The sequence below is a fragment of the Halobacillus sp. A5 genome, from assembly GCF_024189315.1.
Classification (GTDB): domain Bacteria; phylum Bacillota; class Bacilli; order Bacillales; family Halobacillaceae; genus Halobacillus_A.
On sequence record NZ_JAIZEO010000004.1, the window covers coordinates 499,916 to 516,849 of the forward strand.

14 protein-coding genes are annotated in these 16,934 nt (G+C 37.3%); all 14 read right to left on the bottom strand.

The genetic code is table 11. From position 1 onward, the window contains the following. Position 1: 1 nt before the first annotated feature. Positions 2 to 1,147, bottom strand: coding sequence for a hypothetical protein (locus tag LF822_RS17640; protein WP_253925388.1), 1,146 nt, complete (start codon positions 1,145 to 1,147; stop codon positions 2 to 4). A gap of 685 nt (positions 1,148 to 1,832) precedes the next feature. Next, positions 1,833 to 6,533 (bottom strand): DEAD/DEAH box helicase, encoded by a 4,701-nt coding sequence (locus LF822_RS17645; protein WP_253925389.1) that lies wholly within the window; start codon positions 6,531 to 6,533, stop codon positions 1,833 to 1,835. A 32-nt stretch (positions 6,534 to 6,565) separates the two neighbouring features. Further along, positions 6,566 to 7,495, bottom strand: coding sequence for a toprim domain-containing protein (locus LF822_RS17650; RefSeq protein WP_253925390.1), 930 nt, complete (start codon positions 7,493 to 7,495; stop codon positions 6,566 to 6,568). 59 nt (positions 7,496 to 7,554) lie between these two features. Beyond that, entirely contained in the window at positions 7,555 to 9,048 is a 1,494-nt protein-coding gene (locus tag LF822_RS17655; RefSeq protein ID WP_253925391.1) for an ImmA/IrrE family metallo-endopeptidase, read from the bottom strand. Continuing rightward, a complete protein-coding gene (locus tag LF822_RS17660) occupies positions 9,035 to 9,316 on the bottom strand; it encodes a hypothetical protein (RefSeq protein ID WP_253925392.1) in 282 nt (93 codons plus the stop codon). The genes LF822_RS17655 and LF822_RS17660 overlap by 14 nt, the downstream gene beginning before the upstream one ends. Positions 9,317 to 9,356: 40 nt before the next feature. Beyond that, positions 9,357 to 9,785 carry a hypothetical protein gene (locus LF822_RS17665; protein ID WP_253925393.1) on the bottom strand — a complete coding sequence of 143 codons (429 nt, stop codon included), beginning with the start codon at positions 9,783 to 9,785 and terminating at the stop codon, positions 9,357 to 9,359. A 10-nt stretch (positions 9,786 to 9,795) separates the two neighbouring features. Beyond that, positions 9,796 to 10,959 carry a MobP2 family relaxase gene (gene mobP2, locus LF822_RS17670; RefSeq protein WP_253925394.1) on the bottom strand — a complete coding sequence of 388 codons (1,164 nt, stop codon included), beginning with the start codon at positions 10,957 to 10,959 and terminating at the stop codon, positions 9,796 to 9,798. Next, positions 10,956 to 11,213: a hypothetical protein gene (locus LF822_RS17675; protein ID WP_253925395.1), complete on the bottom strand. Its 258-nt coding sequence runs from the start codon at positions 11,211 to 11,213 to the stop codon at positions 10,956 to 10,958. Before LF822_RS17675 ends, mobP2 begins: the two co-directional genes overlap by 4 nt. A gap of 250 nt (positions 11,214 to 11,463) precedes the next feature. Next, positions 11,464 to 12,327 carry a hypothetical protein gene (locus tag LF822_RS17680; protein ID WP_253925396.1) on the bottom strand — a complete coding sequence of 288 codons (864 nt, stop codon included), beginning with the start codon at positions 12,325 to 12,327 and terminating at the stop codon, positions 11,464 to 11,466. Next, entirely contained in the window at positions 12,324 to 12,902 is a 579-nt protein-coding gene (locus LF822_RS17685; RefSeq protein WP_253925397.1) for a hypothetical protein, read from the bottom strand. Before LF822_RS17685 ends, LF822_RS17680 begins: the two co-directional genes overlap by 4 nt. Before the next feature lie 15 nt (positions 12,903 to 12,917). After that, positions 12,918 to 14,018: a lysozyme family protein gene (locus LF822_RS17690; RefSeq protein ID WP_253925398.1), complete on the bottom strand. Its 1,101-nt coding sequence runs from the start codon at positions 14,016 to 14,018 to the stop codon at positions 12,918 to 12,920. Between the two features lie 2 nt (positions 14,019 to 14,020). Beyond that, positions 14,021 to 15,943, bottom strand: a complete 1,923-nt coding sequence (locus LF822_RS17695) for a VirB4 family type IV secretion system protein (protein WP_253925399.1) — start codon at positions 15,941 to 15,943, stop codon at positions 14,021 to 14,023. 5 nt (positions 15,944 to 15,948) lie between these two features. Then, positions 15,949 to 16,602 carry a hypothetical protein gene (locus LF822_RS17700; RefSeq protein ID WP_253925400.1) on the bottom strand — a complete coding sequence of 218 codons (654 nt, stop codon included), beginning with the start codon at positions 16,600 to 16,602 and terminating at the stop codon, positions 15,949 to 15,951. Continuing rightward, a complete protein-coding gene (locus LF822_RS17705; RefSeq protein ID WP_253925401.1) occupies positions 16,583 to 16,906 on the bottom strand; it encodes a DUF5592 family protein in 324 nt (107 codons plus the stop codon). Before LF822_RS17705 ends, LF822_RS17700 begins: the two co-directional genes overlap by 20 nt. Positions 16,907 to 16,934: the final 28 nt, after the last annotated feature.

A 16,934-nucleotide genomic window follows, 5' to 3' on the forward strand; every position in this document is an offset into this window, starting at 1 on the left:
TTCATTCATCCTTCCAAGAGATTTGGTTATCCTCAATTTCATCCTTAGTTAAATATATTCCAGATCCATAGCGAATTTGCTCACTATCTGCATATGAATTACTAAGCTTTTTTGTTTCGTCTAAACGATTATAAGGATGATCCTTGTTTCTCCTCTTAAGATTATGCTTTGCAGACTCAAAATTCTCATAAGTTGTCTCTTCAATGTTTTCAATTTTACTTAATTTATTTGATTCCATATAAGAGTATCTTAAGCTCTCATAATATGCACAATAACCAAGATGTTGCTTTAATAAAAAATCTGGTAACTCGCATGCTTTTAATTGTTTAAATTCTCTTGATTGAGCTATCTTTAAATCTTCAAAATTTACAGTATGAATCTTCTTAAAATCAGCATAAAGAGGTTGGTTCACTTCATCTGTTATTCTAGTTGAGATGTCTTCAACTAAGCCCATAAAATCATTATAAGTAAATATATGTGGTTTCTTTTCATTGATGCTATCCATAACTTTCACGGTAACATGTTGAAGCAATTCTTTAATCCGTTGATAATATGTTACTTTATTAACAGCAACTTTCCTGAATAAGCTTACACATTTTCCATCTATTTCTTCGTCTAGATTCGTAATAGAAACAAATTCATACTTATCTCTAATAGAATCATAGATTTGCTCAAACTTTTTAAAATCACCACTTAGAATTCTTTTCACCTTACTAATCGTAGCTTTTGCACCCTTAGAAGAGTCGTTGATATATTTAAAAAATTCAGTAGCAGTATAATTAAACATTACGTCAGTATTTTTGTATTCATCATCTGTAAATAAAATATATTTAGTTACTTTATGGTCAGAACCTTCAAGTAAAATCCAATTAAGTAACACTTTTCGGGCTCCTTCCTCAGAAATTTTGGTCCTTTTAACTTGAATTGCTTTATTTTTATCTTTATTTACTATTTTGTTTAAAAAGTTAGCTTCGTAATTATCGATTTCTTCTGGCTTAATTTTTTTTATGTTGACATCATCAACCGTTTCAAACTCTACTTGCATACCTTCTTCGAGTGAAATCAAATAATATACAAAAACTCTTATTTGGTAAGAAAACCCACTCAAACTACTAATTCCACTAATATCTTGAACATATTTATCCATTTGTAGAAGCCAACCCCTTTGAAGTATGTTCAGACCATAGTACTCCTCTAACCTTCATTACATGTGTCTTAAGGGATCTATTATTCGTTAATAAGAGAAGACATAAAGGAATTTTTACTCTTTATCCATCTATAAACCTAGTTACTTTATAACTATTCTGAATTGCCCCCCTGAATATGTCAACTTGTTTTATAGGAAATAATTTCTTTTTTAGTTAAAGTTTAATGGATATATAAAGAAAAGATAAAGTGAGGCAACCTTGAGCCATTTGTTATGGAAGATTTGAGTCAGATCTTTTCGAGTTGCTGTTGGCTGGGAAACATCGAACACACTTCCTGTAGAATAAACAAGACGGCCACCTCGTTTATCGAGTTAACCGTCTTTGACTAGTTGCTTTTCTGTTTTCGTCACCTATTACAAAGGTTTCCATTCGCATTCTTTATGTTGAGAATTCTGTCCTAACCGATTACAAGAGCCTTTAGACTTTTTTCTCCTTTCTTTAAAGAAAAAGTGAATTCTTCTTATTACATCATCTTCCCATTCTTTTTTAATAAAACTAGCTACAATTAGGAGCTATCTTTCCTTCAAGAAGTACTCCACTTAATTACGTTGCTTTATCTTAAAAAGATATGAGTATTTCAGTCGTATTGAACGATTGCTTCCTCCACCTTTGTAAGAGCATTATTTAATTAGTCTCTTCTAATGTTGGCAATGCATTTACTAAGTCGACTGTTTGCACTGATACATTTATTACCCGAAGTAAAAGATGAAAGATATACTTTTCATCTTGCGAATATAAGTTAGGGTCATCAATAATTCCCGAATTCTTATCGGGCTTTATTTGGTATTGATTAATTATCCAATCAATTGCTGAACGACCATTAACAACGTATTCATATGCTTTTTCAGGAATATTGCGTATGGTTATATCAGAGTTAAAAACTATAGTGTCAAACTCACCACGTTTTTGATATTTCATCTTTTTTTGAACATTGAAAGTAGGATTATTAGATTTATATTCAATTTTTACGTTTTCATAAATGGGGCAATCTTCATAATTTAAATGAAGGCTTAGAAGTTCCTCACCTATACGTATAAATTCTTTCATATTTCTAACTTTTGGAATTCGAGGAAAACCTTTAATAAGATCATTTTTGTATTTATAGTGGTAATCATTACTATGGAGGATAGCATAAATGTAATATAAGAATTCTTTTTCATTTAAACCAAATTCTTTACATTTTGTTTTAGAGATCAAACTTTTGTTCTCGTGATCAAATAAGCCACCTTCACTGATACCATTTAATAAGAAAACCTGCCCTTTTTCCATAATATCCATGCTAGGAATAGAATCAATCGCTAACACGGAGAACCCTTTTCTTGAGCCAATACCTGAAATCATTATTCCAATATTAGGTTTTTCAAAATAACCTTTCCAGTAGCCGCGAGCACTTTCTATTATATCTTTATCATAGTTTAAATATTTCTTGGTAAATGGACGATATAAACTTTTAACAATTGTATTATTAGTGAATTTTATTTCTTTATTTTTTTCTAGCTTTGTTCGAAGTGACCTGGTCCATTTAATTATTTTCTCGTTTCTTTCCGCTAATTCGAATTTATTTTTTTCCTTTTCAAGCCTTAGTCGTTCTGAATTATAGTTAGAAATTAGCCTCTTCGTATTTTCATATACTTTTTGCTTCGAAAAATTATACACCCATGAATCACGGTTGCTAACTATCCCTGAAGTCTTTTCTGTGAAAATAGATTCATTTTGATCTTTATCATTGTACAAAGGAGTAAAATTTTTATAAGTCTTGTCTCGCTGATTTATCCAATCTCCATTTTCGTCTGGGGTTATTTCTATCCAATCTATATTTGCAGTAGATTTCCAAAGATTAAGTAGTTCTCTTTTCTCTTTTCGTGTCAGATAGTCATCAACTTCTTTATAGAATATTTTTTGACTTTTTAAACCATCTTTTACAAGAATTGAAATACTGACACCTGTCATAATATCAAATATATTTTGTCCTTCACGCTTAGCAAACTCTCCAGAACGTCCACGAATAGCTCCTCTTAAATTTAATATATAAAGAGAATTAAATTCTTTTGCGAAACTTTTTCTAATACCATCCATTACAGGCTTATCAATAAAGGAACTATTGGTAACAAAACCTATTACTCCATGATCACCTATTCGATCTGTGGCCCATCTAAAAGCTTTAATATATGAATCATAATAATTTCTTAGAGATTTTGATGAAGCTAATTTTACGTAAGTCTGACCAATATTTTTATCCAAAATCTCGTGTTTTATATTTTTATTATTATCATTTTCGTTCCCTTGCCCTGCACTATAAGGTGGGTTCCCCATTATTACAAATATAGGCTCCTCTTGTTGACGCTTCAATCTATCATTATTTTTATTAAATAATTCATCCATTAATGAAGGCTTATTCTCAGTGCTTTCAAAAGTATCAGTCAAAACAATTCCTTCAAATGGCACATAATCTCCGCCATGTAAAGCATGGAATGTTTCTTCAATATTGATTGCTGCTATATAATAACTTAATAATACAATTTCATTTGCATGTATTTCTTGAGTAAATTTACGCAATAAATCTTCTTTTGATATTAGACCACTCTGTAATAAACGAGCAACAAATGTACCTGTTCCTGTAAATGGATCTAAAACATGTACCCCTTTACTTGATAAAGATTTACTAAAGTGTTTTTGTAAAACATTATCTACTGAATGAATTATAAAATCCACCACTTCGGTTGGTGTAAATACTATTCCTAAACGATCCGTTGTTTCTTTGAAGCCAACTTTAAAAAACTTATTATATAGTTGGATAATAATATCCTGTTTAGCCTTTAAGTTATCAATCCCTTCTGCACGTAAACGTACACTTTCATAAAAACCTTCTAATTTCTCTTGTTCTTTTAATAATCCTTGTTTATCTAATACACTTAATATAGACTCCATAGCCTGTGAGACAGGATTATTTTTTACAAAGCTATAGGTCTCAAATAGCGCCTCAAAAATAGGCTTTGTAATCAAATGCTGTGCTAACATTTCTATTGCTTGTTGCGCAGATATAGAATCGTTTATATTATGGCGAACACTTTTCATGAATTTTTGGAATTCTTTAAAAGTATTACTATTCTTATCTTCCAACATTACATTTATTCTTGTCATATGTTGTTGAGCAATTTTCGCAACATCTTCTGACCATTGTTCCCAATAATGAACATTACCCACTTTTTGCACAATTTTACCGAAAATAGCTCTTTCTAAATCTGTTAAATTTTCCTCTGAATAGTCAAAAGCCAACTGTTCATTTATATCTTCGGGAGCAGGGTATTCTAGCTCTCCTCCTTTTGGTGCATCACCCACCCCAACAGCTTGAATCTGATTGGGTTTACTTTTATTTAATTCTAACTTATTTATCGTTGCATCAAAGCGCTCATCAATCGAACGAAGAGCGTTTAAGATTTCCCAAACTACTTCATATTTCTCGTTATTATCTAATATTGAATGAGCTTCAGAAGCTGCTGGGACGCCAATAGGTAGTATAATATATCCGTAGTCTTTTCCTTCTGCTTTCCTCATTACTCTTCCTACTGCTTGCGCAATGTCTATTTTTGATTTCCTAGGCTTTAAAAACATTACTGCATCAAGGTGTGGTACATCTACACCTTCTGTTAAAAAGCGAGCATTAGAAAGTACGCGACAAGTATTATCAGGAACTTCGCTCTTTAACCAATCAATCTTTTCATTCTTCTCTATAGCATTCATTGCTCCATCTGCATGTTGAATATCAATATTAAAATGATTTTTGCCACTATGATCATCTTTATACAAATATTCGTCTACCACCGTTGAGAACATATTTGTAATTTTTTTTGAATCTTTAATTGTACCTGTAAATGCAATAGCTCTTTTCATTGGTTGTCCTAATGTTTTGTTTGAATTACCGTCACGTTTCACAAGACCATTCCAGCAACCAATAATTTTCGTCACGTCGTCGAATTGTAAGCCTGACTCAGTTTTTGAAAACATATCTTGGAAACGACGTGCTATAACGTCTTCATCTACTGCTAAAACCATAACTTTATAGTCCGTTAATATTCCTTGCCTAATTGCGTCCCCAAAACCAATACGGTATAACTCTTCTCCGAAAGTTTCTGGATCATTCATATCAGCAATTATAGTTGATTTTTCCTCTGCTTTCCTTTTTGCATCTTCCCCATATACTCTAGGTGTAGCAGTTTGATATAGACGATTTTTCGCTTTAATATTGTCATTGCTATGTACTTTCGTAAAAGCTGAGGCCTCTTGATTTAATTCTGTTGCACCAGTTGTTCGATGTGCTTCATCACATACAATTAAATCAAATTCATAAAATCCATTTTCTTGAGCTTCAATAATGACGTCTATCGATTGATAAGTAGAAAATACACTAATAAACTCTGGCTGAATACTCTTCGCTTCTATTTTCTGCTGGTACTCTAATAGTTTTTCAGTATTTGTAGTCGCAGGGAAGCCAATATCTGCTGTTGCAATATCTTCAATTTCAGTTCCTATCCTCTTTTTAGTTACTTTTCTGTCAGAACAAACCGCAATTGAATCCATATTAAAATCAATGTCTGAATTCCAGCTTCTTAAGGTTTGTGATAGCAATTGAATACTAGGGACTAGATATAATACTTTAAACGTATCATTTGTTTTCTTAGCCATATTTTCTGCAATTGCCATGGAGGTAAATGTTTTCCCTGTTCCTGGTGCCATAATTAATTTTCCACGATCTGTATTTTCAAACCCTTCAATAACAGAATTTATTGCTGGTATTTGATGTGATCTTGGAATTTTTTTGTTTTGTAAAATTACTTCTTTTGGTTTGGTAAAACTAAATTCTGACCAATCTATTCGACTTTCTTTTAGTTGAGACAAGGTCAACCTCATAATATTTTTATCTCTATTATTCAAAGCTTCATCTGCATTTTTAGTCCATTTTTCTGTGGAGGTTACAATTAATCCTTCGGAATAATAGTTTTTTCCAACTTCATTTAAAAATGAATCTATATGTTCTTTACGGATACTTGTATCTTTGGAATAATACTTACACTGAATAGCTACTAGTTCACCTGTCATTGCTTTTTTTGCAACTAAGTCAACGCCAGTATCAGTTTTAGGTATGTTAAATTCAAAAGGGACTTCACTCAACATCCAGACTTCTTCAAACAAACGTTGGTACATAGGTTCATTCTCTAAATAGGTTTTTATTAACAATTCAAATAAAGTACCTCTGTCTCTTTGTACCCTATATTCAGCATCTATCTCCTTTACTAATGAAACGAAACTTTTATCATTTATGTTCATAATCTTATAAAATCTCCTTATTGTGTGATTCATCAATGCTCGCGCATGTAAACATTATAGCTTCTACTGTTTTTTATGTTACAGTTTTTTAATTCATCATTCCAGTCTTTATTAATCGGTAAGGTAACTTTGGATACTTTTTCACTCATCATTCTTTGATACTTATTAGCAAACTCCCTCCCCGCCTTATCATTATCCGTACAGAAGGTTATGTGCTTCACCTTATGACCATCCTTCCCCATTCGTTTTATTTCATCAATCATGGTCTGCCGTTTAAGCCCAGACATGGAAACTAACCGAGTGTTCTGCAGCTTTTCTTTCTTAATACTCCAATAAGACATTGCATCAATTGGACTTTCAAACAGGTAAATGGAATTCGGCTTACCGATATCAACCGAAAACCCAGCAGAACCATGACTGTTCCTATCAATACCTTTAAACATTCGTCCATCTTTCATAGGAGAGGTTCCTTGTCGATCCGCACCAACGACCTCTCCCTGCTGTTTCCACTTAAAAACCACATTACCGAGCTTATCCTGCGCAATCAAATCCTTACTATCGAGCCAATTAACAATCTTAGGATGAATCTTTCGTTCATTCGTAAGATAATTTTTCGCTTTTCTCTTATCGTTCACTTCATAATGAGAAGGATATTGATATGGCTCCTCTGATTGCTTTTCTTGGACGTTGTTTTTCACCTTGCAACCATGTGCATTCAGATCTAAAACAGCTTCTGGAAAGCTCATTCCATAAAACATTTTGGCGAAGTTAATGACTCCAGCTCCTTTTTCGTCTCTGGAGTTCCAGGCATACATTTGGTCTTTAATCACTAAGCTGTCATGCACTTGATGTCGGTAATATCGTCCCTCTTTCTTCAATGGCTCCCCTTTACGCTCCAGATAGTCTATGAGATCCGCATTACGAGCAACTTCCACTTGGTCCGCGCTTACATGTTTGGCCATGCAGCACTTCCTCCTCTCTAAAATTAGATATAAAAAAAGACAGGGAGAAAACTCCCTGCCTATCGTTCAACCTCTATTTTTTCTTTTTGCTTTTCCTTCTGATGAAACGCCTTCTTATCCTCATTTCCATTCTTCATTTTTGAAGTGGTGCTTTCTTTTTCTTTCTCTCCATGAAATTCTCGATCCAGCTTACTTTCGATTTGAGATAGTCGCTGCTCCCCACGATCGGTCAATGGTAGTTCTTTTAATTCTTGAAGAGATTCCTTCTTAAGCTGGTACACATCTTCTTTGCTGTGAGTCTCTTGAAAAGCACGCATCAGATTTAGACGTTCTTGCCGATCAGAATTTTCTTCTTTATCCAATTCTTTTCCGACGGTTGGTTCAATAAAGTTCATGAGCTCCTTTTTATAAGCATTTTTGAAATCTTGATGAGAATATTCCTCTTCGCTCTTTTCTTCCTTAACAAAAGGCCCGTTATCCTTTTCAGCCTTACTCACTTGGCTTCGGTACATATCTCTAAGTTTTTCTGAAGGTAACATCTCCACTTCTTGTTTCTCCTCTTCCATTTCATGTTTTGGTTGTTTTACACTCATGGTTTTCTCCCCTTCCTTTTCTTGGTCCATAGATTCTTCAATGGTTGTAATAAATTCTTTAGCTGTTAACTGAACTTCTTGTAACAGGCTTTCGTGGTCTTTAAATTCATGGTCCTTGGTCCAGTGATGCAAATAGTCTAAAGAGTAGTCACTGGTATCAATATTGAAATAAGAAGCAACCGTATAAGCTGTCATTTCCGCCTGAAATTCTTTCTCCGGTTTGGTGTAGTCATTTATATTTTCCTTTGTATGAAGCTTGGCATGAGTCAGTTCATGCAGCAGAGTTTTTGTATCTTGTCGCTCAGAGTTACGCGGATTAAGAGCGACTTCATCTCGCCCGGTGTAACTTACGCCTTTGGCTGCTCCTAACTCTTCATAAGGCTCTACAATTTGAATATTATTTTTTTCGGCTATAGACTCCATCCCTTGTCGAAGCTGACCATAGTTTTCAACCTCCCCATCAATCCATTTGTTTGGAAAAATTTGAGGCAGATCTTTTTGAGTTGCTGTTGTCTGCGAAACATCGAACACACTTCCGGTAGAATAAACAAGACGGCCATCTCGCTTATCGAGTTGACCGTCTTTGACTTGTTGCTTTTCTGTTTTCGTTGCATATTTCAAAGGTTTCCATTCGCCCTCTTCATCTTGGAACTGCTGCCCTAACCGATTGGGCACGAGAACCTTTAGACTTTTTTCACCTTTGTTTACGGAGAACCCTTTATCTTTCCAGAAGGCGTAGGAACCTATAGCTTCGGCTCCTGGAAACTGTGAATCAATGAGTGCTGTATTACGTGGGGAATACCGATGGAACTTCCCCATAAAGTCTAGATACTCTTTCATTTGTGAAGGAGAATGAAAATGGTTTGAAATGCTTTTTTCCATTCCCTCAGTCAGTTGATTGATCTCCTCTTTGACCTTTTCTGGTGATTTCTGTTTATAGGATCGTTTAGTCTTCGCCATGATCCCCAGCTCCCTCACTGATGTTCATGAGCTCTTCCATTCCTTCCTCATCGTAATTGGGTTCTGTATTTAATATCAGTTCCTTTGTTTTCTTATGAAAGGGAATGAGTAGGTTCTCTTGATTCACTAAATGCTGTTCAAGATCAACCATTTCCAGATCACTCAACGTTAAGGTATATTCCTCCTGGCCCACCTCCATCACGAGCTCATTATTTTCACTTAAACGCTTAAACACACCTACTTCATAATTGCTATTAAACATAAGCATTCCTTCGACTCCTTTGTTGGATAATTACTCATGCATACCATTAGCTTGATGCTGGTTGAGTCTCTCCGACACTTATTCTCTTTTGACGCTGATGACTGATCCTTTCTTCCACCGCTTGTTTAGCATCCTTCATCGCTGGGCTCTCAAAAATTGGTGTCGTAACACAACTTTCTAAGTTCTGATCCATCGCGAAACCATTCATTAATTCAAGAAGGACCTGTGTATTTTTATCGCTTCGGTTGGCTGCTAACCGTAACCGTTTCATCTCTTCAGAAAACACTTCTTGAAAACGTTGCGCCATTAAACTTAGGAGATATTCTTGAGAATTGTCTGTCGCGTTCTGCGATTCCCACTCCTCAATCATGCGGTCTAAAGCTTCACCAGGATAACGAATATGATGCTGTTCCTGATACTCTTTAATTAATGCTATCGTTTCTTCATGGAGCGTAACATTTTGCCGCCTTCCCATTTATATACCCCTACCCTTCTCTTTCGATTTTTCGTTCCAACTTCTGATGATCCAAGTCATTGATAAACTGATCATAGGTTTGTCCCATCGAACGTTGAATGCTTCTCAAGGAACGTTGCAGTTCAATTCCTGATGGCATGGACTTATAAGAGGCATTTGTGTGTGTAGTTTGTCTAGTATATTGCTGGCGATCATAACGCTTCATTTCTTGTAAGAACGCATTGCCCATTCGTTTATAGAGATCATCCAACTTGTTTTGTTTGTAATGCTGGTAGCGTCTCTTATCCTTAGGTCCATCTCCATAGGCCCGTTTTAATTCGGTCACTTCTTGATCCAATTGATCATGCAGCTGCTTCATATCTTTGCCATGGTACTTACCTAAATATCTTGTCGTTAGTTCATCAATCTTCGGACGAATAGGATTCAGCGTTTGATAGCCATAGTGCCACTGTCGCTTATCCTTTGGCAAGTGATTATATACGTCGAGGAACAAAGGTTTCATTTCTCTATTGCTCCATTTCATGCTGCTATTTTCTTTCTTTTCATTAACCATGTAGTCACGAATCAACGTGTTAATTTGATTTCGTTCTTGGGTTCGATCTAACAATCCATTCACGACTTCACTTTTCATCGCGTCTAATGTTTTCGGTTTTCGCTTTCCACGGTCACGAGTCGGGTTGGGTTCGACTGTAGCCACATGAATATGAATGTTTTCGGTGTTATAGTGAATAGCCGCCGACCATACAGCACTCTTTTGCAACCCCTCTTTTTTCATCATGGCCTGCATAGATTTCCTTGTTACTTGCTTCAAAGCTTCTTCATCTAAGGTGTGTGTCTTGGAATCATAAACACCTTGTTTTTGAAGCCAATCATTATCAAAGGTAATGACGTCCTGCCACATGATACTGTTCTTCTTTTGAGCTTGTTCAAACAAAGATTTAATGCCCTGTTTTCCTTCCACCGATAAACGATCCGATTGCTGAGTAAACAAGGCAGATGTTTTATCCGGATCGTCCATATAGTGATTATATAAACTAAACATGGACCGATTAGCATCCCCCTTTCCTTTGGCCTCTTCACGATCTACGTATTGCACATAATCTTGGAATCCTTTTTTATTTGCGGTCACGAATTTTGTTTTTAAAACCACTCCAGGTGTTACGGTTTCACTCATGCTTCTTCACCTGGTTCTTCAATCTGTAAGAGATCATTCATTTCTCGAATCGCTGTATAACAATGAGCCATCGTTTGAATGTTGCGATCGACTAATTGCTGGAGTCTTTGTTCACGATGGTTCTCTTCTCGAAAGACAGCTAATTGATGCAACTGAGCATGTAAAAATTCCTGCCGACTTAATCCTTTTTCTTCTGCAAGTTCGTCAATTCGTTGAACAGCTTTTGGATCCATATAACGAATTCTTACTTCCATTAATATCACTCCTTTTGTTGAAGTCCCTAAAACTAGTGAATAAAGAGAAGAGCATAAGGGGTTTTTGTTCCCACTTGGCGTGTGAATCCCGGCAGAGCCGGGCAAAACGAGGGAACAAGAAAATCTCCAGATGTGCGGTCGCTGTGTGGCTAAAATAGGAACAATCATTCGTGTTTTCACCGTGATGTGTGGTCCCTGCACAGGAGGTGTGTGTCCCTTGTGTTGATGCTTTCTCTTTTTATTACTGACTTTAACTTTCCATCATCTCTCGTTTTTCTTTCAGCATCTTGATCTTTTCTTGTAGCGTTTGAATTGTTGTTTCGTGTTCAGTGGTTTCTCTTTGAAGTCGATCAACTTCATTTTCTAATTGATCAATACGTGCCGTTGTTTGCTCCTTCTCTTCTTCTGTTTCATACATTTGTTGAGACTCTAACTCAACCATTTCCTGCTCCATTTCTTTTAATTGATCATCGTTTTTTTGAATTTGATCTTCCTTATCGACAACCTCTTGCTGTGCTTGTTTAATGTCTTGAGATATAGCAGCTACTTCATATTCCTGCTCCGTTTGTATACTCAATGTTTGGTCATGTTGTACCTCTCGTTGATCGGTATAGATCCGTGCTAGCTCCTCTTTTTCCTCACCTTCTTTCAGTGAAGGTTGTTCTTCAGTCTCCAGAGCAAAGTGTTCGTTTTTTTCCTTCGTAATATCTAAAGCCATGACATCAAAGGAAGGACTTACCTGTTGGATACTAACCACATACCGACGTTCATCGTGATACTCGACATGGGTTGGAAGTTCACGATTAGGATGTTCTTTCTCTTGAGCCACAAAGCTCAACGTATCGTTTAAAATGGAGGTCGATTTATTTACATTCAATGTTACAATCATAAGATTCTTCGAAGGGTTATAGGTCCATTCCTCAACCACTAAGTCTCCTGCACCTCGCAAATGTAGTGGTTCATCCAAAGGGGTTTGTTGGATTTCAGATTGATCTTCATCTCCAAATAAAAATTCGGAAAATAAGAAAAAAAGAAGCGCCACAGCCATGGCGCTTAACCCAATTAAATATTTTCTTGTGGTTCCTTCTGCTAGGACATTGGTTGGTTTTTTCATTCATTTCTCTCCTCCCTGACTTCTTTAAAATCTGTTATAATCCATTGATCTTTCTGGCGTTGAACGTTCACTTCTATGAAGACAGGAGACACTTGGCTTTGATCATTTTCTAAAGAGTGAAGGGTGTGCTCCAGCCTTACAATGACTTGGGCATGATTACTGCCAAGGTTGCCGGTTTTAATAAATACTTCGACGTCATCTACACTCGTTTCCGTTTCCCCTTTATACACATCGGTAGGAAAGAAGGTGTTTACTAACTCGTCACTCATAATATTTTTAGCATTCTTTTTTCGGTCCTGATACGTTTCTTTGTTTTGCACAAAAGCTGTTTCTATAAAAGCAGAAACGTCCTTTTCTAAAGCTTTATGTTGCTTTTGAATCTCAGCTGGATCCTCTTCCTTTAGCGTGTGTTTTAATTCATTTTTCTCTTCTAAGGCTTGCTGTTTTTCTACTTCAAGACTTCTAATTTCAGCCTGCATGTCGTCCTTGGAAGGAGTACCTGCGACGTACACATTAAATACGGTCGTTGCTACCAAAGAGAACAAAAGCAAACCAAAAAGGAATCGATTATTCATTGAGTATCCCCCTTCTTATAGACCCAGATAAGGAGCTGGATCCACATCAGATCCATATTGGTTTTTGGTCATCACTTCAAAGTGTAAGTGGGGACCTGTTGAATTTCCGGTCGACCCACACTTGCCGATTTCTGCTCCTTTTTGAAGGACCTCCCCATTCTGTACACTAATCGTATACAAATGAGCATAGAGACTATAGAGTCCTTCTTCATGTTTAACGAGAACGTTCTTTCCATAACCTGAATTACTTCTTTCCACTTCAACAACTTCACCGTTATCTACGCTTTGAATAGGGGTGACAGCGTTGGTACAGGCAAAGTCGATGCCCCGATGCATAGTGGACGTTCCATCAAATGGATCCGAGCGCATCCCGTAATCCGATGTTTGGGTAAGAGCTCCTGAAATAGGCATACCCCACTCTTCAGTGGGCTCAATATCCGAGTCAATAACCCCGCCTTCTAGGTAACCTAAAACGGCATCCACATAACCAATATCTCCATAACAAGCACCTGTTTCTGCAGACTCCGGGCGGACGCATGAGTACATGCCCGTATGCTTCAATTCTTGATATTTCATCTGAGAGAATTCAATCGCTAACTCCTTGCTGTATTCTCCATCATTGTGATTGTCAGCATAGTCAATAAACCCTCCTCCAAAGTTGTACGCTTGAAGGGTAAGCTTCACATCTCCACCAGCTTTCTCTAACATGTCTGCAAAATAGCGAATCCCTACTTTAATACTTCGTTCTGGGTCTTCAATGGTATTCGGTGGTAGACCAAGAGATTCAGAGGCTTGCATTACGTCGTCAAGACGTCCACCTGACTCCTGCATCGTTTTGGCTAACAGGAGTTCAACATAATCGGAAACTCCGTACTCGGCTGCATACTCTTCAAATAGAGGGCGATAATTTTCAAGTTGAGCAGAGACTTGAGCCGTTCCATTTACGTCATCAATCGATTGAACATCTTCACTAGAATCACTCTTCTCAAATCCAATTAAGGTCGTAATGGCTGAAGCAAACAAGACCGTTTGAAGGATAAAAAGAATCAAAGCGATCCCTATTAACCATAGCCAGACTTTCCGAGGTACTAGGCCTAGGAGAAGGGACCAAGGCATCCTTATGCACCTCCTCCAAACAAAGCTAGTTCCTCATCAGAAACTTCAACTTTAAAGCGAATATTTTCCACAGCACGAATACTTAGCATGGTCTCTCCTGTTTGAAGATAAGGGATATCTTGAAGCTCACTTTGGCTCAGTTGTCCGGTAAATATTTGCTGCATCATCTCTAGGTTGTTGCTATCCTGCTGCATGATAATTTTGTACTGAGTCAGTTCAAAAAGTTTCTTAATTTCTTCTACCATACTTTGGTCAGAACCCTCCGGCACAAAGTCACGAATGGTATGACTTGCATAAAGCAAACCGCCAAAATATTTTCGTGCCTCTCGACTAAACTTGGTAAGGAAGTCTAGCGCACTTTCGCTTTTCTTTTTTGTGTTGATAATGTGATGAGCTTCGTCCATTAAGATAAGATAGCGAACCGCATCTTCAAACGCGAGTTCCCCTCGATCATACGCATCGAACTGTGGGGCTCCATTCGTTAGCATCGAATCCCAGAGGAGATTCAGCACATTAAATAGCTGCGCTTGAAATACCTCCGCACGCATTTGGGATAGCCCCCGCAGCGTAAAGGTAACTACTTGTTGAGCATCAAAGTGTTCAATCGTTGAAGCTCCATTGAACAAGTGAGCGTAAGTTTCCACGAGGTTACGAATGTTCAATTCAATACTTTCCAGCCGTCGTTTTCTCTCCTGGCTCACCTTCTCCCATTGCTTTCCTTCCTCGATATTTTCATAAAGTTGATCTTCAATAAATTTCAGGAAATCTGTAAATATAGGATAATCATTCACCGATCGTTTCGTAATGTTCGAGTCTTCCTCATCTCTCCAAAGCCCTGTCTTTTCATAAAGCTTCCTTAATAGATTCTCGTACTCTTTCAGTTCACTATCTGTAGCTTCTGGAGCTAAGAATTTATAAAACGTGGTCAACTTCGATAAATGCTGGGTAAAGGACGTGTACTCATCTTCAGCTGTTCGATAGACCTGTAAGGGATTAATGACCCCATCCGACCCATCTAAGGCAATTTGTTTTCCTCCTAGAGCTTCGGTTAATTCGGCGAATTCCCCTGTTACGTCAAACGTTCGAACCTTATACCCTTTAATTGCATTGTCGAGCATGATTTTCTTGAGTGTAGTAGATTTTCCGGCCCCCATCGCTCCGACCATGACCCCGTTATAACTTTTACGCTGCTTATCCCGATGGAATAAATCAAAGACTACATTGCCTCCAGTTAACGTGGTGCCGTAAAAGGTACCGTAGGGATCATTAAGACTCGTAAAATGAAAAGGAAAACCACCAGCTAAGCCTAATGCTGGAATCGGCTGTCCTTCCCGTTTGTTCCGATAAGTGGATTGATCGGTATAGTTTGATAGAAGGGATTGCCATTCATACTCCTGTTCATTTAAGAAAATGGATCCTCGGAAATTTTCATCTTGCAAGTTGGATAGTACAGCTTTCACTTTATCCTCTAACTCAGCTTTTGTAGGAGCGCTGACGTAATGGCGAAGATGAACACGCTTAACAATCTCCCCCTCTTCGGATACCTGATTATAAAGCTCTCGTAAATCATCGTAATTATTTTGTGCCTCGATGATCCCTGCGTTATCTTTCTCATTGATGATGCGGGAGCTTTGTTCGGCCATCCCTTTATTTAATCCATCACGTACTTTGTAACGATCATCGGATACGATATCCATGGTGGTAATCACACTTTCCATATTAAAAATGGGTTCCAACCAAAAGTCCGACACGTTTTTCGGGAAGGTATAGACATGGACACAAGCTTCAAAACCATCACCTTTGCGAATAAAGGATTCCTGAAAATGAATGCCACCCTGAGGTTGTACATGGGCTAATAAGTAGGGATTGTATCCACGAGACTTGGTTTCCTCTTCATCGTTTTTCGTTTTAAGGAAAGAAAACAATCGTTCTACCCCCTTTTTTCCAATTTGGTATTCTGATTGTTGAGCTTATAAATTAAATCAAGCTTCTTTTCATCAGTTAATTCAATGATGGGTGTAACTCGTCCAAGATACCGACGACAGTTATTGCGGTACTCCGATAGCTGCTTAAGGCTCGAGGCGTAAATATATAAATAAAACTCCCGGTTGGTTCGATGAGTTTCTAAGAACTTCAATTCATCCCTTTTCTTAATTAAGAATCGTTCATATAAAGGGGCTGTGTTTTGGGCAATTTTAAGATCGATCGCGTCTAATTGCTTTTGCATATCCACTGGAAAATTCATAGAGACAACCTTAATGTCGTGAGCATAGGATTGGAAGAATTTAGCCATCATCATAATGTCGTATTCCGTTTCTTGCGTAGATGGAGAGTAAATATCCTTACTTTGCAGCTGCATCACGTCCATGTACCCTTTGTTTTCTTGAAGTTCAAAGGATCCATCCGGCGTCATATCTTGAATCGGGAGGATGTCTGCCATAGAAGCTTTGACCGCCTCTCTTTTTTTCTTTCGAGCCTTAGGTGTTTTATGTTTTTTTCTTCGCTTGGCTCGTTCGTCGAAGAGCGCTTGTTGCTCTTCGGTATCTTCGATGAACCAAGCATTTTCATTTTCTTTTCCAGGCATTTAGAATTCTCCTTTCTCTTTTTTCTTCTGTATCTACGGCGCAATAGGTCACTCGATCGCGGCTGACAGCTAAAAGCAACACTTTCGCCATCCGCAGCTTGGGGTTGGTTCTCGGACGTATCAACCAAGCCACCATTAACAAAATCCAAAAGATCACGTAGTACCAAACCAAAGAGGGATGAACCACATATCGAAAAGTAAAGCCAATCCCTCCGAGAATTAAAACTACAAGTAAATCGGTAAGGTAAAACAGCCGATTGATTTTAAGTTCACTTCCAATCTCGGAAGGAATTTTGTACTGCAAGGTTCATATCTCCTTTCTCAAAATAAAA

Bases quoted from the DNA above. Each gene is read 5' to 3' on its own strand.
- LF822_RS17640 (WP_253925388.1), bottom strand. From the start codon at position 1,147: ATGGATAAATATGTTCAAGATATTAGTGGAATTAGTAGTTTGAGTGGG.
- LF822_RS17645 (WP_253925389.1), bottom strand. From the start codon at position 6,533: ATGAACATAAATGATAAAAGTTTCGTTTCATTAGTAAAGGAGATAGAT.
- LF822_RS17650 (WP_253925390.1), bottom strand. From the start codon at position 7,495: ATGGCCAAACATGTAAGCGCGGACCAAGTGGAAGTTGCTCGTAATGCG.
- LF822_RS17655 (WP_253925391.1), bottom strand. From the start codon at position 9,048: ATGGCGAAGACTAAACGATCCTATAAACAGAAATCACCAGAAAAGGTC.
- LF822_RS17660 (WP_253925392.1), bottom strand. From the start codon at position 9,316: ATGCTTATGTTTAATAGCAATTATGAAGTAGGTGTGTTTAAGCGTTTA.
- LF822_RS17665 (WP_253925393.1), bottom strand. From the start codon at position 9,785: ATGGGAAGGCGGCAAAATGTTACGCTCCATGAAGAAACGATAGCATTA.
- mobP2 (WP_253925394.1), bottom strand. From the start codon at position 10,959: ATGAGTGAAACCGTAACACCTGGAGTGGTTTTAAAAACAAAATTCGTG.
- LF822_RS17675 (WP_253925395.1), bottom strand. From the start codon at position 11,213: ATGGAAGTAAGAATTCGTTATATGGATCCAAAAGCTGTTCAACGAATT.
- LF822_RS17680 (WP_253925396.1), bottom strand. From the start codon at position 12,327: ATGAAAAAACCAACCAATGTCCTAGCAGAAGGAACCACAAGAAAATAT.
- LF822_RS17685 (WP_253925397.1), bottom strand. From the start codon at position 12,902: ATGAATAATCGATTCCTTTTTGGTTTGCTTTTGTTCTCTTTGGTAGCA.
- LF822_RS17690 (WP_253925398.1), bottom strand. From the start codon at position 14,018: ATGCCTTGGTCCCTTCTCCTAGGCCTAGTACCTCGGAAAGTCTGGCTA.
- LF822_RS17700 (WP_253925400.1), bottom strand. From the start codon at position 16,602: ATGCCTGGAAAAGAAAATGAAAATGCTTGGTTCATCGAAGATACCGAA.